This is a genomic window from Clostridium lamae (genome assembly GCF_033043255.1).
Taxonomy (GTDB): domain Bacteria; phylum Bacillota; class Clostridia; order Clostridiales; family Clostridiaceae; genus Clostridium; species Clostridium lamae.
Genome location: NZ_JASCQJ010000004.1, coordinates 107122 through 128699, shown reverse-complemented (window position 1 = coordinate 128699; position 21578 = coordinate 107122). Strand labels below are relative to the sequence as shown.

Annotated in this window: 28 protein-coding genes; 24 read left to right on the top strand and 4 right to left on the bottom strand. The window is 30.3% G+C overall.

The features are described 5' to 3' along the window. Positions 1-163: 163 nt before the first annotated feature. Positions 164-436 (top strand): HPr family phosphocarrier protein, encoded by a 273-nt coding sequence (locus tag QK892_RS03780; RefSeq protein ID WP_317272191.1) that lies wholly within the window; start codon positions 164-166, stop codon positions 434-436. 16 nt (positions 437-452) lie between these two features. Next, positions 453-992 carry a YcxB family protein gene (locus tag QK892_RS03775; protein ID WP_317272190.1) on the top strand — a complete coding sequence of 180 codons (540 nt, stop codon included), beginning with the start codon at positions 453-455 and terminating at the stop codon, positions 990-992. Between the two features lie 27 nt (positions 993-1019). Here QK892_RS03775 and QK892_RS03770 read toward each other — a convergent pair whose 3' ends face one another. Next, positions 1020-1814 (bottom strand): DeoR/GlpR family DNA-binding transcription regulator, encoded by a 795-nt coding sequence (locus tag QK892_RS03770; protein WP_317272189.1) that lies wholly within the window; start codon positions 1812-1814, stop codon positions 1020-1022. A 221-nt stretch (positions 1815-2035) separates the two neighbouring features. Between QK892_RS03770 and QK892_RS03765 the strand changes: the two genes are divergently transcribed. The 22 genes from QK892_RS03765 (at position 2036) to QK892_RS03660 (ending at position 20247) form a co-directional block, all read left to right on the top strand. Continuing rightward, positions 2036-2731, top strand: a complete 696-nt coding sequence (locus QK892_RS03765; protein ID WP_317272188.1) for a class II aldolase/adducin family protein — start codon at positions 2036-2038, stop codon at positions 2729-2731. Positions 2732-2888: 157 nt separating this feature from the next. After that, a complete protein-coding gene (locus QK892_RS03760; RefSeq protein ID WP_317272187.1) occupies positions 2889-3503 on the top strand; it encodes an NAD(P)-dependent oxidoreductase in 615 nt (204 codons plus the stop codon). A gap of 40 nt (positions 3504-3543) precedes the next feature. Beyond that, positions 3544-4155, top strand: coding sequence for a glycerol-3-phosphate 1-O-acyltransferase PlsY (gene plsY, locus QK892_RS03755; protein ID WP_317272186.1), 612 nt, complete (start codon positions 3544-3546; stop codon positions 4153-4155). A gap of 320 nt (positions 4156-4475) precedes the next feature. Further along, the gene (locus QK892_RS03750) at positions 4476-4886 is read left to right on the top strand and encodes a MarR family winged helix-turn-helix transcriptional regulator (protein ID WP_317272185.1); all 411 of its coding nucleotides are present in this window, start codon (positions 4476-4478) and stop codon (positions 4884-4886) included. 22 nt (positions 4887-4908) lie between these two features. Further along, the gene (locus QK892_RS03745) at positions 4909-6894 is read left to right on the top strand and encodes an MFS transporter (RefSeq protein WP_317272184.1); all 1986 of its coding nucleotides are present in this window, start codon (positions 4909-4911) and stop codon (positions 6892-6894) included. 338 nt (positions 6895-7232) lie between these two features. Further along, positions 7233-7559: a PadR family transcriptional regulator gene (locus QK892_RS03740; RefSeq protein WP_317272183.1), complete on the top strand. Its 327-nt coding sequence runs from the start codon at positions 7233-7235 to the stop codon at positions 7557-7559. Further along, positions 7556-7903, top strand: coding sequence for a DUF1048 domain-containing protein (locus tag QK892_RS03735; protein WP_317272182.1), 348 nt, complete (start codon positions 7556-7558; stop codon positions 7901-7903). The genes QK892_RS03740 and QK892_RS03735 overlap by 4 nt, the downstream gene beginning before the upstream one ends. A 9-nt stretch (positions 7904-7912) precedes the next feature. Further along, complete coding sequence (locus QK892_RS03730; protein ID WP_317272181.1) at positions 7913-8263, top strand: DUF1048 domain-containing protein; 351 nt, start codon at positions 7913-7915, stop codon at positions 8261-8263. 42 nt (positions 8264-8305) lie between these two features. Then, positions 8306-8494, top strand: coding sequence for a cysteine-rich KTR domain-containing protein (locus QK892_RS03725; RefSeq protein WP_317272180.1), 189 nt, complete (start codon positions 8306-8308; stop codon positions 8492-8494). Positions 8495-8611: 117 nt separating this feature from the next. Beyond that, a complete protein-coding gene (locus QK892_RS03720; RefSeq protein ID WP_317272179.1) occupies positions 8612-9373 on the top strand; it encodes an ABC transporter ATP-binding protein in 762 nt (253 codons plus the stop codon). Beyond that, positions 9374-10138, top strand: coding sequence for an ABC transporter permease (locus QK892_RS03715; protein ID WP_317272178.1), 765 nt, complete (start codon positions 9374-9376; stop codon positions 10136-10138). A gap of 111 nt (positions 10139-10249) precedes the next feature. After that, positions 10250-10816, top strand: a complete 567-nt coding sequence (locus tag QK892_RS03710; protein WP_317272177.1) for a DUF4256 domain-containing protein — start codon at positions 10250-10252, stop codon at positions 10814-10816. A 365-nt stretch (positions 10817-11181) separates the two neighbouring features. Next, positions 11182-11907 (top strand): creatininase family protein, encoded by a 726-nt coding sequence (locus QK892_RS03705; protein ID WP_317272176.1) that lies wholly within the window; start codon positions 11182-11184, stop codon positions 11905-11907. A gap of 18 nt (positions 11908-11925) precedes the next feature. Next, the gene (locus QK892_RS03700) at positions 11926-13329 is read left to right on the top strand and encodes a PTS ascorbate transporter subunit IIC (RefSeq protein WP_317272175.1); all 1404 of its coding nucleotides are present in this window, start codon (positions 11926-11928) and stop codon (positions 13327-13329) included. 45 nt (positions 13330-13374) lie between these two features. Further along, positions 13375-14181: a BtpA/SgcQ family protein gene (locus tag QK892_RS03695; RefSeq protein WP_317272174.1), complete on the top strand. Its 807-nt coding sequence runs from the start codon at positions 13375-13377 to the stop codon at positions 14179-14181. A 27-nt stretch (positions 14182-14208) separates the two neighbouring features. Then, positions 14209-14979, top strand: a complete 771-nt coding sequence (locus QK892_RS03690) for a DeoR/GlpR family DNA-binding transcription regulator (RefSeq protein WP_317272173.1) — start codon at positions 14209-14211, stop codon at positions 14977-14979. Then, positions 14972-15445 (top strand): PTS sugar transporter subunit IIA, encoded by a 474-nt coding sequence (locus QK892_RS03685; RefSeq protein ID WP_317272172.1) that lies wholly within the window; start codon positions 14972-14974, stop codon positions 15443-15445. Before QK892_RS03690 ends, QK892_RS03685 begins: the two co-directional genes overlap by 8 nt. Before the next feature lie 13 nt (positions 15446-15458). Continuing rightward, positions 15459-15737 carry a PTS sugar transporter subunit IIB gene (locus QK892_RS03680; protein ID WP_317272244.1) on the top strand — a complete coding sequence of 93 codons (279 nt, stop codon included), beginning with the start codon at positions 15459-15461 and terminating at the stop codon, positions 15735-15737. 36 nt (positions 15738-15773) lie between these two features. Continuing rightward, a complete protein-coding gene (locus tag QK892_RS03675) occupies positions 15774-16580 on the top strand; it encodes a BtpA/SgcQ family protein (protein WP_317272171.1) in 807 nt (268 codons plus the stop codon). After that, the gene (locus QK892_RS03670) at positions 16577-17533 is read left to right on the top strand and encodes a phosphotriesterase family protein (RefSeq protein WP_317272170.1); all 957 of its coding nucleotides are present in this window, start codon (positions 16577-16579) and stop codon (positions 17531-17533) included. The genes QK892_RS03675 and QK892_RS03670 overlap by 4 nt, the downstream gene beginning before the upstream one ends. A gap of 226 nt (positions 17534-17759) precedes the next feature. Further along, entirely contained in the window at positions 17760-18782 is a 1023-nt protein-coding gene (locus QK892_RS03665; RefSeq protein WP_317272169.1) for a DUF5105 domain-containing protein, read from the top strand. A gap of 247 nt (positions 18783-19029) precedes the next feature. After that, positions 19030-20247: an NAD(P)/FAD-dependent oxidoreductase gene (locus QK892_RS03660; protein ID WP_317272243.1), complete on the top strand. Its 1218-nt coding sequence runs from the start codon at positions 19030-19032 to the stop codon at positions 20245-20247. Between the two features lie 101 nt (positions 20248-20348). Here QK892_RS03660 and QK892_RS03655 read toward each other — a convergent pair whose 3' ends face one another. The 3 genes from QK892_RS03655 to QK892_RS03645 all read right to left on the bottom strand — a co-directional run bounded on the left by QK892_RS03655 (position 20349) and on the right by QK892_RS03645 (position 21568). Then, entirely contained in the window at positions 20349-20567 is a 219-nt protein-coding gene (locus QK892_RS03655) for a DUF2922 domain-containing protein (protein WP_317272168.1), read from the bottom strand. Positions 20568-20659: 92 nt separating this feature from the next. Further along, a complete protein-coding gene (locus QK892_RS03650) occupies positions 20660-20884 on the bottom strand; it encodes a DUF1659 domain-containing protein (protein WP_317272167.1) in 225 nt (74 codons plus the stop codon). 126 nt (positions 20885-21010) lie between these two features. Further along, entirely contained in the window at positions 21011-21568 is a 558-nt protein-coding gene (locus QK892_RS03645) for a hypothetical protein (RefSeq protein ID WP_317272166.1), read from the bottom strand. Between the last annotated feature and the right edge of the window lie 10 nt (positions 21569-21578).

Sequence of the window (21578 nt, the reverse complement as noted above, 5' to 3'; positions counted from 1 at the left end):
AGATTTATGGTATTCTTCATATCCAGAAATTTTTGATTCAGCATATAATTACTATTGATTTTGTAGAGAAGAAATGAGACTATATGAAGTTTGTGAAAAGAAATTGAAATTAGAAGAGTTTTTAATATATATTAGAATAATATTTTATGGAGGGTAGATCATAATGGTAAAAAAAACTGTTGTAGTTAAAAATAAAACAGGGCTTCATGCACGTCCTGCTTCTGAGTTTGTAAAAAATGCTTTAAAGTTTAAATCTAATATTACAATATGTAGAACTACAGAAGAAAATAGGGAGGTTAATGCAAAAAGTATAATACTACTCCTATCATTGGGGCTATGTAATGGCGAGGAAATTGAAATTGTTGCAAACGGAGAAGATGAAAAAGAAGCTGTTGACTCTCTTATTAAATTAATTGAGTCTGGCTTTGGAGAATAAGAAAGGCGGATTAATTATGAGACTTAAGTTTGATTTTAAAATGTCCGTAAGTGACTATCGGAAAATGATGATTTCCCAAACTTATGGAAATTCATGGATAAGACGTGTCATATTATTTGGGACTTGGGCTGTATTTTCAACTCTTTTACTTTTAGAACTTATAAATATAATACAATTAAGTAGAGTAGTACATTTGTGTGCTTTGCTTGTATTTGTATCTATTCCATCTGCTGCTATTACTTTAGAGATTAATATAATAAAATATAAAAATGCATATAAGAATGGATTTGGGGCAGAAAGAACGATAATAGCAGATGAGGAAGGGTTCATTTTTGTAAATAAAAGTAGTAAAGAATCCAGAAAGAATCCTTGGACGGATGTATCAAAGCTTGAAGAGCATAAGAGCGTCTTCGTAATTCAGCTTAACCACAAGGATGCAGTTATTCTGCCTAAACGGAGTATGCAAAATAATAAACAGATTGAAGAATTTAAAGGATTAGTTAATCAAAAGATACCAAAGTATTTTTATCCTCTAAAGAATTCTATATTTGAATAGTATATATAGAATAAAAAGCTGGAGTCATTAAGAGTTCCAGCTTTTGTTTTCAGGTTGATAAGATTGACTCTCATAAATTGCAACATTATTACTTTTTAAAAAGTCAACCCAATTGTCGTTTAGTTTTCTATCTGTAACTATCCCGCTAATCTTATCAAAATTTGCTATATGTATAAATGAAGTCTTGTCAAATTTAGAGAAATCTGCAACCACGTATACCTCCTCACTTCTGTTAATAATAGCCTGACGTACTTTGGCCATTTGTTCAAGTGAGTCAGTGATACCATTCACTATTGAAAGGCTTCGGCATGATATAAATGATTTATCAAAAAATAATGTTTCTAAATTTAGTTGAGTGATAAAACCATTGAAAGCCTTATCGCTAGGAGTGTAATTTCCACCGATGCAGACTAAATGGATGTTGTTATTATCACAAAGCTCATTTACTATCAATAGGGAATTAGTAACTACTGTAAGTCGCATTTCTTTGATAGCTTTTGCAATATAAAGGCAGGTTGTCGATGAATCCAGAAAAATAGAGTCACCATTATGAATTAACTTGAGACATGAAGAAGCAATAGATTGCTTGCTTTGTAAGTAAGTAGTCTCACGGATGGATAAATCTACACTATTGTTTACGCCATTTTGTATAAAGGCTCCACCATAAGTACGAGTGAGAAAACCCTCGCTTTCTAGAATCTTTAAATCTCTGCGAATAGTTTCTTCTGTTACAGAGAACCTTTGCGATAATTCTGTTACTGTAACACTTTTTTTCTCTAGTACAATATCTTTTATTTGTGATTGTCTAGTAATAGCTAACATAATATTACTCCTTTTGTCTATCTTATATGTAATTCATATTTTATTATAGCATAGAATTTTTGATTTCAAAACACAATAAAAATAATATGAAATAAAAACAAATAAACATAAATAATGCAAGAAACAAAAAAATACCAAATAAATAATTGAACAATAAATACATATATGGTAATATATGTTTATAGTGCTTTGGAATTTATAAATATGAAGGGAGTGACTAAATGTTTAATATAGAAGGTTATTATATTTCTGATATTGAAGCAAAAAAGGCAATTTTAGATGTGGGTAAGAGAATGTATAACAAAGGATTTGTTGCTGCTAATGATGGAAATATTTCTGTTAAAGTTGGTAATAATGAAATATGGACTACTCCAACAGGCGTTTCAAAGGGGTTTATGACAGAGGAAATGCTAGTTAAGATAGATTTAGATGGTAATGTTATTGAAGGATCATGGAAACCATCTTCTGAAATAAAAATGCATATTAGAGTGTATAAAGAAAATCCTAAACTATATGCAGTGACACATGCGCATCCACCTATAGCAACAGGCTTTGCAGTAGCTGGAAAATCTTTAGATAGAGCAATTCTTACAGAAGCAATCCTAAGCCTTGGAACTATTCCTGTTGCAAAATATGCAACGCCTGGAACTGAAGAGATACCAAACTCCATAGCAGATTATGTAAATGAATACAATGGTGTACTTCTAGCAAATCACGGGGCCTTAACTTGGGGAGAAAATATTTATCAAGCATATTATAGGCTTGAGACTATGGAAAGTTATGCAAATATTATGATGAATACTGAGTATATTATTTGTAAACAAAATTATCTTTCTAAAGATCAAGTAAATAAACTAATAGAGATTAGAGAAAATATGGGGATTACTACTGGAGGTATTCCATCATTTAATGATTAAGAAAATAAGCCCTATGGAGGAAATAGTGAAAAAAGTTTCCTCTATGGGGTATTTTTATATATAATTAAAGTATAACTATAACTAAGAATAGTAAAAATACTATTTAAAATATATAGTGAAATTAAATATATAAATTTCAAAAGAAGGAGGGTTTTTGATGAAAATTATAGTTTTTGGTGCTAATGGTAGAACTGGACAAGAAGTAATTAAGCAAGCCTTAAATAAAGGTATAGAGGTTACGGCATTTGTAAGAAATGCAGAAAATATGAAAATACAGTCAGAGAAATTACAGATAATAGTTGGACAAGCAACTAACTATGAGGACGTAAAAAAGGCTATGGCTGGTCATGATGCAGTAATTAGCTGTATAGGAGGACCAGGAATGAAAGCATCTACAACTATTACAGATATTACAAAGAATATTGTAGATGCTATGAATGAAGCAGGAGTAAAGAGAATATTACAAATGGCTTCTGCGGGAGTACATGGTGAATTAAAAGGAATAGCAGGAAAAGCAGTAATGCTTATGTTGAAAAATCCATTAAAGGATCATGCAGGGGCATATAATAAGATATTAGAAAGCGGTGTTGATTATACACTAGCTAGACCATTAGGCTTAACAGATGGTGATTTTACAGGAGTATATAGAGAGGCGGAGGAAGGAGCACCAGAGGGTGGAAAAAATATTTCTCGTGCTGATGTAGCTAGCTTTTTATTAAAAGCAGTACAAGATGATAAATATATTGGTAAGAGTGTAGGATTATCATACTAAAATATACGTAAATTTATATAGTCATTAATAGGAGGTTGCAGTGAAGTATATTATAGTTATATTAATAGGTTATTTAATTGGAAGTTCTAGTATGTCATATTATTTAGGGAGGCTAAATAATATTAATGTATCAAAAAATGGTTCTGGTAACTTAGGGGCATCAAATATGGTTGCCATAATTGGTTGGAAAGCTGGGATTATAGTAGCTTTACATGATGTTTTAAAAGCTTATCTAGCTATTATGTTAGCAAGATATTTATTTGCTGATTTACCATATTTATCAGAAGTAGTAGGTGTGGCCTGTGTTATTGGACATATTTTCCCATTTTATTTAAAGTTTAAAGGAGGAAAAGGTCTAGCTTCATATATGGGTCTGACAATTGCATTAGATTGGAAGTTTGCAATTGCTTTAATTGTTTTATGTGTAATTCTAACTTTAATTACTGATTATGTTGTTAGTGCAACTTTTGCAACTATAATTGCTGTACCTGCTTATTTTGGATTATTTAAGAATGATCTCATAGCTTTCTGTATATTAGCTGTGGCATCTCTTGTGATGATTTATAAACATGTTGAAAATATTAGAAGACTTAGAAATGGTACTGAAATTGGACTAAGAAGTGCAAATAAAGGCGAACATAGAGTGAGATAATATTAATTTATAATTAAATAAAGAATGTGAGATATAGGAAGGTTACTAAACTTTCCTATATTTTTTTATTTAATAATCCACAAAAATGGCTATGAATAAATTTTTGTAGCTCCCGTACTTTAGGGTTGAATAAGGCTATAAAAAATTTAAATTCTTTGCAGACATTTACGAAATAGGGAGCTTTGTATAGTCTACTTATTTATTTTAAAATGCATATTGCAAATGTACAAATTAAGGAATAAGATAATAATTGTTGAATTAGTCAACTGTTGCAAATGACAACATTTAAATATTGCAATGGATATAAAGGAGAAAACCATATGAATAACTTATCGGTTATAGTACGATATTGCAGAAACTTTTTTGAAAAAAGATTAAGAGAATTTGATTTAACTTTTGGGGAACAAGTTATAATTATGTTTTTATCAAAGAATAAAGATGTGAATCAGGATACTATTTCAAAGAGATATATGATTGATAAAGGAATGGTAGCAAAAACTCTAAATAAGCTTGAGACCAAAGGTTTTATATTAAGGGAGCAAAACCCTGATAACAAAAGAGAAAATATTATTTCGCTTACGGAAAAAGGTGCAGATATTTTAAACAATATAAAAAGTATAGTTGATGAATGGTATGAAATTTTATATGGAGAAATGAGTGAAGAAGAAATTGTTTGTATGAAAAAACTTACAAACAAAATGGCAGAAAATATTGCTAATCATATGGATTAGAAAAGAAAAGGAGGAATAATTTATGGTGAGAAAAGAGAAAAAAATTAATTTTGTATTAATAGCAGTTGTATATCTATTAGGCATATTTATGGGTGCAATTGATACGGGAATAGTAACACCTGCAAGAACAATAATACAAAATGACCTTATGGTAAATGAAAATACAGGAATATGGATGATTACAATTTATACTCTTGCATATGCAGCAAGTATTCCAATTATGGGGAAATTAGCTGATAAGTTCGGAAGAAAGTATATATACTTAATAAGCATATCTTTATTTGGGATTGGTTCTTTATTCTGTGGTTTATCACAAAATTTTGAAAGTTTTTCTATGCTATTAATAGCAAGAGTTGTTCAAGCTATAGGTGGTGGGGGAATCGTTCCTATTGCTACTGCAGAGTTTGGTACAACATTCCCTAAAGAAAAAAGAGGTCTTGCACTTGGACTAGTAGGTGGGGTTTACGGAGTTGCTAATATCTTTGGAGCATCAGCAGGTAGTGCAATTATTGATATTTTTGGACAAAGCAATTGGCAATATATCTTTTATATAAATGTTCCAATTACAATATTTATATTAGTAGCTGGATTTTTAACTCTTCCAAATACAAAAATTACAGATGTTAAAAAGATTGATTTCTTAGGAATTACAACAGTAACTTTAATGGTACTTTCTATTTTATATGGACTTAAAAATATAGATTATTTTGATTTTAAGAATACATTTTTAAGTACATCTGTTTATCCTTACTTAATAGCGTTTATTGTATTACTTCCAATATTTATATTAATAGAAAAGAAAGCAGAAGATCCAGTAATTAATATTTCTTATTTTAAAAATGTTAAAATCATTATTACACTTTTTATAGCTTTTATTACTGGAATCATTATTATGGGTATGATTTTCGTTCCTCAATTCTCTGAGAATTCATTAAAGATAGCTACAGGTAGTGGAGGATATTTCGTAATTATTTTAGGAATATTTGCAGGAGTAGGTGCTCCATTTTCAGGTAAGTTAATAGATAAGTATGGAGCAAAAGTAGTACTTGGCTTTGGATTTATTTCTTCAATAGCAGGTTCTCTATATCTTATATTATATGCTGCTGACCATCCAAGTTTATTTTCTATAGTAGTATGCTTAATTTTACTAGGAATAGGAATTGGATTCACAATGGGAACTCCAATAAATTATATGATGCTTGATAATACTAGAGTTGAAGAAGCAAATTCAGCACTAGCAACTGTTTCATTAGTTCGTTCAATTGGAACTGCTGTTGCACCTGCAATAATGATAGGATTTATCTCTCATGGGGGAATGGCAGTACAAGATAATATTAAAACTCTTCTTCCTAATGAAGTAAATGTTCCTGAGCTTCCATATGCAGAAGAACTTACAGAAGAATTTACTGCTTTAAAATCTAATCCTTCTATGGCAGATAAACTTGAAGGTATAGAAATACCTGACTTAACAGCAATGGAAACTATAAAATTTGATATGAACAGTGATAATGGTAGCTTACAGCTTTCAGATGAAATTCTTGATTTATTAAAATCTTCTGATGTTACAACTATCACTGATAATACGAAGGTAATGGCAGAATATATTTTTACACAAATGACACCATCAATAATTGATAAAATAGAAGGTGGAATTGATTCTGGAATTACAGGTATAAGTGATTCTGTTGCAGAATTAAACAATGCAATAGTGGGAATGTCTTATAATCCAGCTATGGCTGCATCCGTTGAAAAGATGAAATCTGCAAAGGCACAAATGGAAGATACTATAGAAAAAATGACTACACTTGAAGAAGCAATTCCAGGTGCATTTGAAAAAGGAAAAGAAAATTATTTAGTTAAGATTGAAGATAGTAGAGGTCTAATAGAAAAAGAATATCAAACAACATTAAATAAAGCATTCCAGCAAGTATATGCAACAGTTGCTATTGCTTCAGTATTAGCTTTGATTGTTCTTATGCTATATAAAGAAGAAAAGGCAACTAAATAATAATTGAAATATTACTTTAATATAGACCTAAATAAAAGAATCAAGCAGTATAATTGCTTGATTCTTTTTACTTTTGGGATTAAATTTAGTTCACTTGAAGGATTTAGATCAGTAAAGAAGGTGATATGAAGTAGGGATAATTAGTTGATAAAAATAAATAAAAAAAGCAGGTCATGTGCCTATTTATACAGTGCTTGTATAATTTAAAATTTAATTGCTAAAAATATATATTAAAAATATATATTTTATATTGACATCAACACTACTCGGTGTTACTATATAGTAGTACTAAGTAATACTGAATATCGGTAATGCTAGATAGTGAAGAGGTGATTCATTTGGATAATATAACAGAAATGTTAAAGGGTGTACTGGAAGGCTGTGTTCTTGAAATTATCAGTCATGAAGAAATATATGGTTATGAGATTACAAAGAGGCTTAATGCGCTTGGCTTTTCAGATGTTGTAGATGGAACAGTATATACTATCCTGGTACGACTTGAGAAAAATAAATTGGTGGAAACTACGAAAAAGAAATCCGATATGGGACCACCACGAAAGTTTTTCACTCTTAATGATGCAGGACGTGAAGAACTAAAGAAATTCTGGGCAAAATGGGAATTTGTTTCAACAAAAATTAACGAGTTAAAGGAGAATAAATCATGAATTTTTGGGAAAAAATCACGGGAAGTGATATGACTAAAGAAGCGAAAGCTTTTGAAATAAGAGTGAGAAAGTTACCAGCTGATTATCGAGAGGCATGGGAAAAAATTAAGGCTAATCTTTGGGAACATTCAGATTTTACAGGTCGTAACCTGATGCCAATTCTTGATAGTGCGCTTAGTATGCTAGAAGAAACAGCTGCAGATGGTCAGAGCATACAAGAGGTTTTGGATGACGATATAAAAGGTTTCTGCTTAGCACTGCTTGGCGAAGAAGGGGCAAACTCTTTTCGAGACAAGTGGCGTAAACAATTAAATAGTAATATAGCTAAAAAACTAGGTAAATAGGAGGATAAAATGAGTATTCAAGATATAATAAAAGGCAAAAAAGAATGGAGAGCTCACCTTGCTCGTGTTAAGGCTCTACCTAAAGATTATCAAAGTGTTTATAAAGAGATTGAAAAATATCTTTATAAGGTTGGCCCTGTTGAACTATCTGATGGGATAGGTTTGCTTACTGGTATTGTTGATCTCTTTGAAGAGGGGATAGCTTTAGGTAAAGGTGTGCTTGAAGTGACTGGCAGAGATGTAGCGGCTTTCTGTGATGATTTAGTCAGAGATTCAAAAACTTACTTTGACAGCTATAAAGAATCTGTTGAACAAGAAGTTAATAAGGCTATGAAAAAGGCTATGAATAAGAAAAAGTAAAATTATAGTGATAAATAATAATATCAATTAAGGAGGGATAGAGTGGGTAAATACGAGTGGATATTATGTCCAGTATGTGGCAATAAAACAAGGGTCAAGATAGGTGATGATACAGTACTTGAAAATTTCCCACTATTTTGTCCAAAGTGTAGGCAGGAAACCATAATCAATGTAAAACATTTTAATATATCAGTTATTAAAGAGCCAGACGCTAAGACGCAGAGCCGATAACATGTGAAATAATAATATTCACAGTTATCGGCTCTTTTTTATAGCTAATTCAGGATTCAGAAAATGGATTAGATTAAGCTTTAAGAAAGTTTATTATATATAGAGGGGGAAAAGAAAATGAAAAAAAATATCATACAAATTAAAGGAGTAAAGAAATCCTACAAAAATGTAGAAGTACTAAAAGGCGTAGATTTTGAAGTAGAGCAGGGAGGCATCTTTGCACTACTAGGATCTAATGGAGCAGGAAAAACAACGATAATTAAAATCATGTCTACTTTACTCAAGGCAGATGCTGGAAGTGTTGTAATTAATGGTTTCGATATTGAAAAAAATCCAGGTGACATTAGAGCTTCTATTAGTCTTACTGGTCAGTTTGCTGCTATTGATGAAATTTTAACTGGTCGTGAAAATCTTCAAATGATAGCAAAGCTTAGACATCTTAAAAATCCCGATGTAGTAGCGGATGAATTAATTAATAGGTTTGGTATGTCAGAGGCAGCAGATCGTAGAGTGGGGACGTACTCTGGAGGTATGAAAAGAAGAATTGATATAGCAATGAGCCTTGTTGGAAATCCAAAGATTATTTTCCTAGATGAACCTACAACAGGTCTAGATCCAGAAGCACGTTTAGAAGTTTGGAAGATTGTAAAGGAGTTAACCAATTCAGGAACTACAGTATTCTTAACAACTCAATATTTAGAAGAAGCAGAACAACTTGCAGATAAAATAGCTATTCTTCATGGAGGAAAAATCATTGCTCTAGATACACTAGAAGGATTGAAAAAAATATTCCCACCTGCAAAAGTTGAATATGTTGAAAAAGAACCTACATTAGAAGAAATATTTTTAGCAATCATAGGTAAAAAGGGGGAGAAATAGATGGAATCAACTAATAAACATTTTTTAAAAGATATGAGTGTTATGTTTGGACGTTCTATGCGTCATATTTTTAGAAGTATGGATACAATTATTACAGTTTGTATTACACCAATTGCGATGATGTTACTATTCGTTTACGTATTTGGAGGTGCGATACAAACAGGTACAGAGAGGTATGTTAATTATCTACTGCCAGGTATAATGTTAATGGCTATAGGTAGCGGGATTGCATATGTATCTTACCGTTTGTTTATGGATAAAGAGCGTGGTATCTTTGAGCGTTTTCACTCTATGCCAATTGCTCGTTCTACAGTGTTATGGGGACATGTATTAACTTCATTAATTTCTAATGGAATTTCTGTAGTAGTGATTATACTTGTTGCATTATTAATGGGCTTCCGTTCTTCAGCAGGAATCTTAGAATGGTTAGCAGTCTTTGGAATTCTTGGAGTATTTACACTTGCTATGACTTGGATTGCTATTATTGCAGGACTTGCTGCTAAAACACCAGATGGTGCAGGGGCATTCTCTTATCCAATAATATTTCTACCATTTATTAGTTCTGCCTTTGTACCAACAGATACAATGCCTTCAGTAGTGCGTGCTTTTGCAGAAAATCAACCTGTAACTCCTATAGTAGAAGCTATTCGTAACTTATTAGAAAATCAGCCAGTAGGAAATGAGATATGGACAGCTTTGGCTTGGTGTGTAGGAATAATAGTTGTTGCGTATATATTTGCAATGAAGATTTATAAAAAATTATAAATAAAGCTTGATTCTATAAAATGCATTTGATATGATTATTAAAAATATTTGATAATCAAACTTAATTAGAATTATTTCAAATATAAATATATTATATGAGGAGGCTTTATTATGGAAAATAAAAAAGGTAACTTGTCACTTGAAGAACATGAAGAAATACTTGGAATATTGAAAGCTCGTTTTGAGAAAAATATGAATCGTCATAATGAAATTGAATGGTCTAAAGTACAAGCAAAGCTAGAAGCTAATATTGAAAAATTATGGTCCCTTCATCAAATGGAAGTAACTGGTGGTGAACCAGATGTTATTGGTTATGATAATAAGAATGATGAATATGTTTTTTATGATTGTTCAGCAGAAAGTCCTAAAGGACGTAGAAGTGTTTGCTATGATCGTGAAGCATTAGAGTCAAGAAAACAAAATAAACCACAAAATACTGCTATTGATATGGCTTCAGATATGGGAATTGAAATTTTAACAGAAGAGCAATATAGAGAGCTACAGAAGTTTGGAAGTTTTGATGTTAAAACATCTAGTTGGGTCAAAACTCCAGATAATATTAGAAAAAAAGGCGGGGCTATTTTCTGTGATAGACGTTATGATACTGTTTTTGTTTATCATAATGGAGCAGACTCATACTATGCTGCAAGAGGATTCCGTGGATATTTAAAAGTATAACATTTAATTTTCACATAATATAAAAAGTGAATAGATTAATCATTTTGTTTAAAATATTCTATAGATATAAGAGTTAAGCAGTACGGCGCTTAACTCTTTTCTTTTTTTATGAGTTATAAGTTCTTTCTTGAGTTTAAAAAGAGGTAAATATAAGATTATTAATTAAAAAAAGTTAATAATAAGGAAAATAAAATGAAAAATAAGGAATAAAAATAGACAGAATATTGACTCAATTCAGTCAATAAATGTATAATATAAGTAACAAAAGAAAATAAAAGAAAATAAAAGAAAGATAAAGAAAAAGTTAATTTGTCTACTAAAAATTTTTACATAATAAAAATTTAAATTAATAAAGGAGGTGTGAAATGAAAAAGTATTTAATTAGTGAAATGACATGGAAGGAGGCAGATATAAGAATTAAAGAAGCTAAGGCAGTTATTCTTCCCCTAGGCTCTACTGAACAGCATGGGTATCATATGACCCTTGATACAGATAATATAGTAGGAAGATATGTATCTAAAAGATTAGCAATGCAAACAGATTGTGTAGTGTTACCAATATTACCGTATGGACAAGTATGGTCTGCAAAAGATTTTCCTGGAACTATATCCTTAAAAGAAAGAACTTTTATAGAAGTAGTTAAGGATATAGTGTGCAGTCTAGAAAAAAAAGGAGCTAAAAATATAATTCTTTTTTCTAGTCATTGGGGGAATACCGCACCTGCAAAAATTGCTGCAAGAGAACTATTTGATGAAAATGGTTTCTCCAATGTTTATTACATGAGCTATATGAATCTAAAGAAAAATGGAAATGGAATAATGGAAACTGAGTTATGGAATAACAGTGGTTTTCATTCAGGAGAAATTGAAACATCTATAGTGCTCCATATAGATTCAAGCACCGTTGATATGGATAAAGCTGTTTGTGAATATCCAGATATACCTTATGATGTTGACATAAAACCTAAGCCTTGGATTGAGTTTTGTGAAAGTGGAGTTTTTGGAGATGCTACAAAAGCAACTAAAGAAAAAGGTGAGAAATTCTTAGACAATTGGATAGAAGAACTAGAAAACTTAATAAAATTAATATAATAATTTAGGAGGTTCATTATGGAATTTTTAAATGTTATAACAACGATTTTTAAGACTATTGCTGGTCAAATAGAATTAGTAATGGGGATTGTAGTTTTGATAGGACTTTTATTACAAAAGAAAAAACCAGTGGATGTAGTTAGTGGAGTAGTTAAAGCTATTGTAGGGGTTATGATACTTAAGCAAGGATCAACTTTATTACAAGCTGCATATAAACCAGTTATGGAAATGCTAAAAGGTCATTTTGGCATATCAGGAATAATTACAGAAAACTATTCAGGTATGGCTGCAATTAATAATACTATACCAGAATTAGTTGCAATAGTACCGACTGTTATGTTGTTCGGATTCATAATTAATTTACTATTAGCTAAGTTTGGACCATTAAAAGTAGTTTTCTTAACAGCTCATACAATGTTAGCCTTTGCTACACTTACAGTTTGGTTAGTTCATTGGTTCTTTGGAGTTGAAGGAACTACATTACTAATAGTATGTAGTATTTTCTGTGGTATTTATTGGACTGTTATGCCAGCTTGGACATACAGATATTCTAAGCCTTTTGCAGGAAATAGTTTTACATTAGGACATATTTCTGGTATGGCAGCTGTAATAAGTTCAAGAATAGGAATGTTATTAGGTAAATATGACGAAAAAAATCCAAAGCTTTTTGAAGAGGACGAAGAAGATTCTAATCAAACAGGTAGATTTTCTTCATTAACAAGGTTATTTAATGATTCTACAGTAGTTACATGTTTATTAATGACAATAGTATTAGGTGGAGGATCTTTATTAGCAGGTAGAGAAGCTATTCAAGAAATGGCTGGTACTGCAAACTGGGTTGTTTTCACTTTAGAGTTAGGTGCTAGTTTTACTGTTGGTATTGTAGTTTTATTATCAGGTGTAAGAATGATGATTGCAGAACTTGTTCCAGCATTTAAAGGTATATCTGATAAATTAGTTCCAGGTGCAGTACCTAGCGTGGACATGCCTGTATTTTATCCACTTGCTCCTTTTGCAGCTATCCTTGGTTTCTTAGGAGCATTTATTGGAGAATTTATAGGATTCTTCATTTTATTAGCTGTAGGATCAAAAACACTAATGATACCTGGTATTATAGCTACTTTCTTTGATGGTGGTATAGCAGGGGTATTTGGTTTTAAATATGGCGGTAAAAAATCTGCTTTAATTTCAGGATTAGTAATAGGTGTAGTTCAAATTTTAGGTGGAGTAATATTTACTGGAGTATCAGGTCTATCAACACTGGGAGCAACATATGGTAATACAGACTTTGGATCAACAATGGCAATATTAGTATCAATTATGAAGGTGCTAGGAAATGTTTGGGTATTTGTTATTCTTTTAGTAGCTATATATGTACTAGCATGTATTCCTCTAAAGAAATACTTCGCTGAAGAAGAATAATTAATAGCTTTACTTATAGGCATTAGTTTTATGGAGGTTTAATATATGTGGATTAAAGAAGTTTTCAATGTTGAAAAACCTATTATCGCAATGTGTCACTTAAAACCATTACCAGGAGATCCTGAATATGATGCTGATAAGGGGATGGAATATGTAGTTGAGTGTGCTAGAAAAGATTTGCTTGCATTACAAAATGGTGGTGTAGATGCAGTAATGTTTTCAAATGAATTTAGTTTACCTTATTTAACAGAAGTAAAGCCTGTTACAATAGCAGCTATGGGAAGAGTAATTGGAGAATTAAAAAAAGACATAAGTATTCCATATGGGGTAGATGTACTTTGGGATCCGTATAAGACATTTGATTTAGCAGTAAGTGTGGATGCAAAGTTCGTTAGAGAGATATTTACTGGGGTCTATGCAAGTGATTTTGGTTTATGGAACACCAATTATGGAGAAGTTATTAGGCATAAGCATAGTATTGGGGCTAATAAAGTAAGAGCATTATTTAATATTGTACCTGAGGCTGCTAAATACTTAGCAGATAGAGACATAGAAGCAATAGCAAAAACTACTGTTTTTAATAATAAACCAGATGCTTTATGTGTATCTGGACTTACTGCAGGATCAGCTACGGATACTCAAGTTTTAAAAAGAGTAAAAGATGAAGTTGTAAGTACTCCAGTCTTTGTTAATACTGGAGTAAATATCAATAACGTAGAAGAGCAATTAAAAATAGCAGATGGATGCGTAATAGGTACGCACTTTAAGAGAGATGGTCAATTTTATAATGAAGTAAGTGAAGAAAGAGTTAGAAATTTCATGGAAAAAGTAAAGGAATTACGTAGTAAATAGTATTTATCAAGAATAGAGGAGTGGAATATGATTGCAGATGAAAGAAGAAGGGTGATATTAGAAATAATTAAAAATAAAAAAGCTGTTTCAGTACAGAGTCTATCACAAGAATTAAAAACTAGCGTTGTAACTATAAGAAGAGACTTAGACCTTCTTAGTGAAGAGGGGCTTATAAAACGCTCTCATGGAGGGGCTATTTTATATGATGATAAGGTAGGCTTAGAATTTAAATTTGACATTAGAAATGAGAGAGAAACAGAAATAAAAAAATTAATTGCTAAAAAAGCCGCTTCTTATATAACATCTGGAGATTCTATCGGTATAGATATTGGAACAACTTCCTATCAACTTTCAAAATATATTAAGCATATTCCAAATCTAAATGTGGTTACAGCTTCTATACCTGTTGTTACTGAATTAATAGATGCAGAAAATATTAACGTAATTTGTACTGGAGGGGAACTATCAAGAAAAGATAAGTCTTTAATAGGACACAATGCAATTAGAACTATAAACGAATATATTTTAGATAAAGTGTTTATAGGGGTTGCTGGTATTTCTTTTAAGTGTGGATTAACTTTATATAATATCAATGATGCTTTAGTGAAAAGAGTCCTTATTGACAGAGCTAAAGAAGTAATATTACTAGCTGACTCTACTAAAATTGGAGAAGCAAAACATGCATTTTTAGCAGATATTGATGTTATTAGTAAGATTATAACTGATGATACTATTACGTCCGAAGATAGAAACCAATTTGAAAGTAGAGGAATAGAGGTGATTATAGCCAATGAGTAGTAATTTATTAACTGAAAGAAGCGATTTATTTGATATTATCGAAGTCAATGATACAAAATATAAAAATTGGGAAGAGGTAATAGATTATTTACAAGCTGTTTTTGTATCTAATGGATATGCTACTAAAGATTATTTTCAATATATAAAAACTGATTTAATAGAAAATGAGTTTTATATGTTGATAGTGCCAGGACTAGTTTTACTTCATAGTTCTCCTGCACATGGAGCTATTAAAAATGCTTTTCATTTTATGAAATTATCTAATCCAATAACTTTTGGAGATCATATTAATAATCCAGTACATGTATGTATAACATTTTCTGCTATTTCATCTGACAATCATATTCAATCTATACAAAAAATTGCTTATATGTTAATGAACAAAAATTTTGTTAATGAAATAAAAAAAGCGGATAGCTTAGAAAAAATCAAAGAAATTATAAAAAATAATGAGGATAAATATTAGGGGGTTAGTATTGATGTTAAAGGTAACCACAGTATGTATAAATGGAATGGGCTCAAGTTTAATATTGAAAATTACAGTAGAAAAAGCTTTCAAGGAACTTGGTATTGAGGCTGATATTAAGTGTGTTGATGCAGGTCAATTTAAGGGATGTCACCCAGATGTTTGCATCACTACACCTTCTTTAGCTAAAACTATAGGAGAAAGAGAAGGGATGATATTAATAAAAACTACAAATTTTACTGATGTAAAAGCATTAAAAGAAAAGATTAAAGTTGCTTTAAATATAGAATGATATAAATAATTTTATTTTGTAAGAAAGGAGGATAAAATGTGGCTTAAAGAAATATTTGGAGAAGAAAAACCTGTAATAGGAATCCTTCATATTAGAGCATTGCCAGGTACAGCACTTTATGATAGTGAAATGGGGCTAGAAGGAATTATGAAGCTTGCTAGAGATGACTACATTAGTCTTGTAAAAGGAGGCATATCAGGTGTGATTTTTTGTAACGAATATGATAAGCCATATTCAAAGCAAGTTGAACCCCATATAATATCTTGCATGACTTCAATAGTAAATGAGTGTTTAAGAGATAATGAAGTTATTCCATTTGGAATCGATGTTCAATGGGATCCTAAAGCTGCCTTAGCTATTGCCTTATCTACAGGAGCGTCTTTTATAAGAGGAGTAGCATGTGGAACTTTTTGTGGAGACTATGGAATGTATTGCCCTAACATAGAAGAAATAATTAATTATAAGAAAAAGATAAAAGCTGACAATATAAAAATATTAACTAATTTATCACCAGAATTTTCATTTTCTCTTGATAAGCGAGATATAAATCTTAGAGCAAAAACTGTTACAAAAAGCTCATTAGTTGATGCTTTATGTGTATCAGGAGTGATGGCAGGTGTGCAAGCACCTTATGAAGAGATTAAAAATATAAAAAATACTGTTGGAGACTTTCCTATTATAGCAAATACTGGAGTAAACTTTGATAATGTTAGAGATATATTAGATATTGCAGATGGCTGTTGTATTGCAACCTGTATAAAGGTTGATGGAAATTCTTCTAATTCAATGGATGAAGAAAGAATTAGAACATTGATGAAAATTGTTAGGGGGAATAACATATGAAATATATTGAAACTATACTAGGGCGAAAAAATCCTGAAGAGATTGGTATTACAAACTATCATGATCACTTAATAACTATTGGAGGCGGAGAAGAAAAAGCAGATAGAGACTTAAGGTTAGATAGAGTTGATTATGCTATTTATGCTATGATATCTGCTAAGAAGGCTGGATGGGACATGCTTGTAGATATGAATCCAATTGATTGTGGAAGGCAAATTGAAATGCTAAGAGAGATTTCCGAAAAATCAAAGATTAATTTAATTTCCTGTACAGGCTTCCAAAGAGCAATATATTATGATGCTGAACATTGGGTTAATAAATATGACTTAAAGGATGTAGCAAGATTGATAATTGAAGAAATAGAAGAGGGAATAGAAATTAATAATTATAGTGGACCTATTATAACAAGAAGTAAATCTAAGGCAGGAGTTATTAAAGCTGCAACTCATTATAATTGCATAAGACCAATGGAACTTAAGGTTTTAGAAGCAGCGTGTATAGCATCAAGAGAAACTGGAGCACCAATATCAACTCATACTGAAAGAGGAACTATGGGTTTAGAGGTGATAGAACTAGTTAAGAAGTTTGGTGTTAATCCTACTAGGGTTACATTAGGACATGTAGATAGAAATCCAGATCTTCAATATCATAAAAAGATGGCTAGCCAAGGTGTAACTTTAGGATATGATGGACCATCAAGAGCAAAATATTGGCCAGATTCAGTTTTAATTGAATTGATAAAAGGAATGTGTGATGCTGGGTTTGCAGATAATATCATGTTAGGTGGAGATAATGGAAGAGCTTCAATGTGGCCTCAATATGGTGGTGGATATGGACATAATTACATTTTAGATATCTTTGTACCTAGACTACTTGAAAATGGTATATCTCAAGAGGATATTGACAAGATGCTTATATATAATCCAAGAAGACAATTTTCAATAGAAAAATAATTAAACAATTTAATAATTAATAAAAATATAACTACTTAAAAGAGTTAAGCAGAATAATTGCTTAGCTCTTTTTTTGTAAGTTTCTTATAATTTTTATATGAGTACACCAATATCGGACTTAAATCCAAAGTATTTGTAGGTTTATTTTTCAGAATATTGACTATATAAATTAGCAGGACTACAATTAAAGTGCCTAGATAATATTTTATGGAAAGGGGCATGTTTAATGAAAATTATAAAAAAATTATCATTAGTATTAGTTTTAATACTATCAACAGTATCACTATATGGATGTGGGAAACAAAGCCCAACAGATGTAGTAAATGAGTATTTTCAAAATGTTCAAAAAGGACAAGCTGATATTGGAAACTTAGTTGTTAAAGCAGAAGAATCAGAAAATGGAACAGAAGATAACATAGATGATAGCAACATGTCAGAAGAAACACAAAATAAACTATTAGAAAAAGTTAAAGGAATAACTTATAAAATAAATGGAGAAACCATTGACGGAGATAGTGCAAAGGTAAATGCTACTGTAAAGGGCATAGATTTTAACACTGTTTTAGGAAAGGTTATTCAAGAAGCTTTTAGTTATTCTTTAGCACAAGCATTTTCAGGAGTTGAAATGACTGAAGAGGAAAGTAATGCTTACTATGATAGTTTACTTAATAAATATTTAGATGAAGTAACTTATAGCGAAAGAACATTAGATGTTGAATTAACTAAGGTTGACGGTGAATGGAAGATAAAGGATGATAATGTTCTATTAAAATTGTTATTAGGAGTTGATGAAAATACTTTTGGTGGCAATACAGATGAAAATCAAGAAAAAGCAGTAGCTACTCAAGAAATGACTTTGAATACTCCATTCACAGTAGAAACTGAAAATGGAAATTATACAATAACTATTGAGGGTGCAAGAGCAACAGAGGAAAGAAATGAGTTTTCCGAAATAGAAGTTAAGCATGTAGTAATTTTAGATTATAGTTACGAAAATATAAGCTTTGGTGAAAGTAGTGGAGATGATCTTTATATTGACGAATATGCTTTTCAGGTTTTAGATGATGAAGGCAATGTGCTTAGTACATATCCTGTATATGATGATAATAGAATGCCAAAGGATACTCCTGTAGGAGGCAAGTGTAAAGCTAGTGCAACATTTGCAGTTAATAGTGATAGTAAAAACTTAAATATTACTTTTAAAAGGGGTTCTCAAAAGGTAGCAAAGATAATAGTTCCTATAAACTAAAAATATATTTTTACTTACATAATAAAAGAGCAGATAAAATTTTTGTCTGCTCTTTTATACATTTTCAATTTTTTTATAGGAGGTAAATAGAAAGGGATAAGCTATGTATCAAGGAACTGCAAATATATTTAAAAGATTTGAGAGTATAAATAAAAAGAAATTTTAAAAAAATAATAATGTCCGAAATAAAAATATCAACTATAAGCAAATATAGAAATTAGATATTACAAGAAGGTAGGGGATTATTATTAATACTCAATATGTGCAAGGTGACTGCATTTTCACTAAAATTAATAACTTAGATAAACAATATAAATATTTAACAAAAGATATAGATACAGAAGTAATAATAGTAGGTGGAGGAGTAACAGGAGCAATTATAGGATATTATTTTACTAAAAATAATATAGATGCTGTTATTTTAGAAAAATCAAGAATAGCTCATGGCAGCACTAGTATAACAACATCTCTTCTTCAATATGAACTTGATAGTAATGCTTTAGTGGTAGAAGAGTACACCTCTATAGATAATATTATAAAATCTTATAAATTAGGATTAAAGGCAATAGATGAAATTGAAGAATTTATAAAGGAATATGGTAATACCTGTGATTTTAAGAGAGTAGATAGCTTTTTATATACAGCAAAAAAATTAGAAATAAAAGAAATGGAGGAAGAATATAAGATAAGAAAATCAGGAGGGTTAGATGTAGAATTTATTTATAAAGATAATAATCCTTTTTCATTAGATATAGAAGCAGGTGTATTAAGTAAAAATGGAGGAGCACAATTTGATCCATTTAGATATACTCATGCCTTATTAGATGTAAGCTGTAAAAAGGGATTAAAAGTATTTGAAAATACCGAAGTTGTAAGAATTGAATATAATGATGAAAATGTAGTAGCTGAAACAGTTTATGGTCATAAAGTTAAAGGGAAAATACTTATTGTAGCTACTGGCTATAATACAACTCTTTTTACAAAAAGAAATTTTGGAGTTAAAACTACAGCTTTTAATATTGCAACAAAACCAATAAACAATATAGAGGATATTTATAAAAATACTGTTATTAGAGATAATGAAGATCCTTACAATTATTTTAGAACAACAGAGGATAATAGGTTAATAATTGGAGGAGAAGATATAAATTTTTTACCAGATATATTTAATGAAGAGCTATGCAATAAAAGCTATGAAAAATTAGAACAAAGACTAAAAAACTTATTTCCTAAATTAAATATAGAAATAGAATATAGATACTGTGGTGCCTTTGCCTCTACACCAGATAACTTAGGTTTTTTAGGTAAGGACCCTAATAATAAAAAGCTATGGTATTGCTTAGGCTATGGAGCAAATGGTATTTTATTTGCTATTTTAGGTGGAATGATGTTAAGTAAATTATATTTAGGTGAAGTAGATAAGGACTTGGAACTATTTAAGGTAGATAGATTTGATAATAAATAATATAATTTAATAAAAGGAAGATTAAAACTAAAATTAAAATATATAATAAATATAAACAAATAACCTAAGGTGCTGCATTTACAGCTCCCTAGGTTTGTATATTAAAATTTAACTTCAGTTGTATCTTTAACAACTATTTGAGCGGCTTGCTTTTCAACTAAATCTCCAGCTTCAGTTTTAATAAGCTTTTTATTTATAATAGTATCCATAAGAGCTACTATAGCTAAATTATCAACATTTTCTTTTATATCTCTAACAGCAACGGTATGTTTTTTACCAGCTGCATCCTTAAAACTCATACTTGCAGTTCTTGCAATCATTCAATAACCTCCATTCTTTATAGGTAATAGATAATAGGGAATAACTAATAGGTAAAAAGTAATAGATAGATTGATTAATTAATTAATTAATGTTAACCTCTAGTTACTATATAAGTTTGCTCTTTTTTTATAGTAGAAATAGTATACTCTAATATTCCTTCTATAGAATCAGATAATGCAACTAGATCGTCATCTGTTGCAGTAGCTGAAATGTTCTTAAAGCTTTGGCCCTTAAAAACATCATTTCCTTTAGAATCAACTCCAATTTGATAGCTTACTCCTAAAGCATTTCCAACTAATACTGAACTTGCTGCCATATTATCACCTCCTCATATCTTATATACGAAGGAGAAAAATGATTTTAAAAGTTTTTGAAAATTATTTATAAAATAAAAAAAGTATCCAATTAATCTGGATACTCTTACTTATCTAACTTTTTTATATTATAACCTAATAATATAAGGTGCTAAATTAATTACAACCCTATAGCCAAGATACACACTTCCACAAGCTATAATAAAGCTAGTAAAACTTGCCTTTTGTATAAAAGAATTTGGCTTATATTTAATTTTTTTACCTATAATAAATATAAAGAATATAACTCCTAATATAAATAATATTAAAATTGTATTAATAAAATCACTACTTATATATAAATTATCAAAAATGATTTGTAATGAAAATAACCCTATAGCTATGAATCCTCTTATGCAATTTACCAAAATAAAGCTAGGCATAAAGTCAAAAGATGAATTTTCAATATACAGTCTTCCCTGTACAAGGTAATTGGGTATTTCTTTTATAAGAATTATAGAACTAATTACAGCTCCAATACAGGTTGAAACTGCTATAGTTGTTAATTGAATCACTAATAAGGCTGCTGTAAAAATATTTGATAAACTGAATAATATTATAAAAGCTACAGCAGTTAATAAAGCTCTAAACCCAAAGAAAGAAGAAATAATTATTATAAGAAAAATCCCTATCTGATATGCTAACACTATAGTTGTC

Bases quoted from the DNA above. Each gene is read 5' to 3' on its own strand.
- QK892_RS03775 (WP_317272190.1), top strand. From the start codon at position 453: ATGAGACTTAAGTTTGATTTTAAAATGTCCGTAAGTGACTATCGGAAA.
- QK892_RS03685 (WP_317272172.1), top strand. From the start codon at position 14,972: ATGAGTAGTAATTTATTAACTGAAAGAAGCGATTTATTTGATATTATC.
- QK892_RS03715 (WP_317272178.1), top strand. From the start codon at position 9,374: ATGGAATCAACTAATAAACATTTTTTAAAAGATATGAGTGTTATGTTT.
- QK892_RS03730 (WP_317272181.1), top strand. From the start codon at position 7,913: ATGAGTATTCAAGATATAATAAAAGGCAAAAAAGAATGGAGAGCTCAC.
- QK892_RS03780 (WP_317272191.1), top strand. From the start codon at position 164: ATGGTAAAAAAAACTGTTGTAGTTAAAAATAAAACAGGGCTTCATGCA.
- QK892_RS03680 (WP_317272244.1), top strand. From the start codon at position 15,459: ATGTTAAAGGTAACCACAGTATGTATAAATGGAATGGGCTCAAGTTTA.
- QK892_RS03770 (WP_317272189.1), bottom strand. From the start codon at position 1,814: ATGTTAGCTATTACTAGACAATCACAAATAAAAGATATTGTACTAGAG.
- QK892_RS03695 (WP_317272174.1), top strand. From the start codon at position 13,375: ATGTGGATTAAAGAAGTTTTCAATGTTGAAAAACCTATTATCGCAATG.
- QK892_RS03655 (WP_317272168.1), bottom strand. From the start codon at position 20,567: ATGATTGCAAGAACTGCAAGTATGAGTTTTAAGGATGCAGCTGGTAAA.
- QK892_RS03735 (WP_317272182.1), top strand. From the start codon at position 7,556: ATGAATTTTTGGGAAAAAATCACGGGAAGTGATATGACTAAAGAAGCG.
- QK892_RS03650 (WP_317272167.1), bottom strand. From the start codon at position 20,884: ATGGCAGCAAGTTCAGTATTAGTTGGAAATGCTTTAGGAGTAAGCTAT.
- QK892_RS03720 (WP_317272179.1), top strand. From the start codon at position 8,612: ATGAAAAAAAATATCATACAAATTAAAGGAGTAAAGAAATCCTACAAA.
- QK892_RS03675 (WP_317272171.1), top strand. From the start codon at position 15,774: ATGTGGCTTAAAGAAATATTTGGAGAAGAAAAACCTGTAATAGGAATC.
- QK892_RS03745 (WP_317272184.1), top strand. From the start codon at position 4,909: ATGGTGAGAAAAGAGAAAAAAATTAATTTTGTATTAATAGCAGTTGTA.
- QK892_RS03690 (WP_317272173.1), top strand. From the start codon at position 14,209: ATGATTGCAGATGAAAGAAGAAGGGTGATATTAGAAATAATTAAAAAT.
- QK892_RS03670 (WP_317272170.1), top strand. From the start codon at position 16,577: ATGAAATATATTGAAACTATACTAGGGCGAAAAAATCCTGAAGAGATT.
- QK892_RS03665 (WP_317272169.1), top strand. From the start codon at position 17,760: ATGAAAATTATAAAAAAATTATCATTAGTATTAGTTTTAATACTATCA.
- QK892_RS03750 (WP_317272185.1), top strand. From the start codon at position 4,476: ATGAATAACTTATCGGTTATAGTACGATATTGCAGAAACTTTTTTGAA.
- QK892_RS03760 (WP_317272187.1), top strand. From the start codon at position 2,889: ATGAAAATTATAGTTTTTGGTGCTAATGGTAGAACTGGACAAGAAGTA.
- QK892_RS03710 (WP_317272177.1), top strand. From the start codon at position 10,250: ATGGAAAATAAAAAAGGTAACTTGTCACTTGAAGAACATGAAGAAATA.
- QK892_RS03700 (WP_317272175.1), top strand. From the start codon at position 11,926: ATGGAATTTTTAAATGTTATAACAACGATTTTTAAGACTATTGCTGGT.
- QK892_RS03765 (WP_317272188.1), top strand. From the start codon at position 2,036: ATGTTTAATATAGAAGGTTATTATATTTCTGATATTGAAGCAAAAAAG.
- QK892_RS03705 (WP_317272176.1), top strand. From the start codon at position 11,182: ATGAAAAAGTATTTAATTAGTGAAATGACATGGAAGGAGGCAGATATA.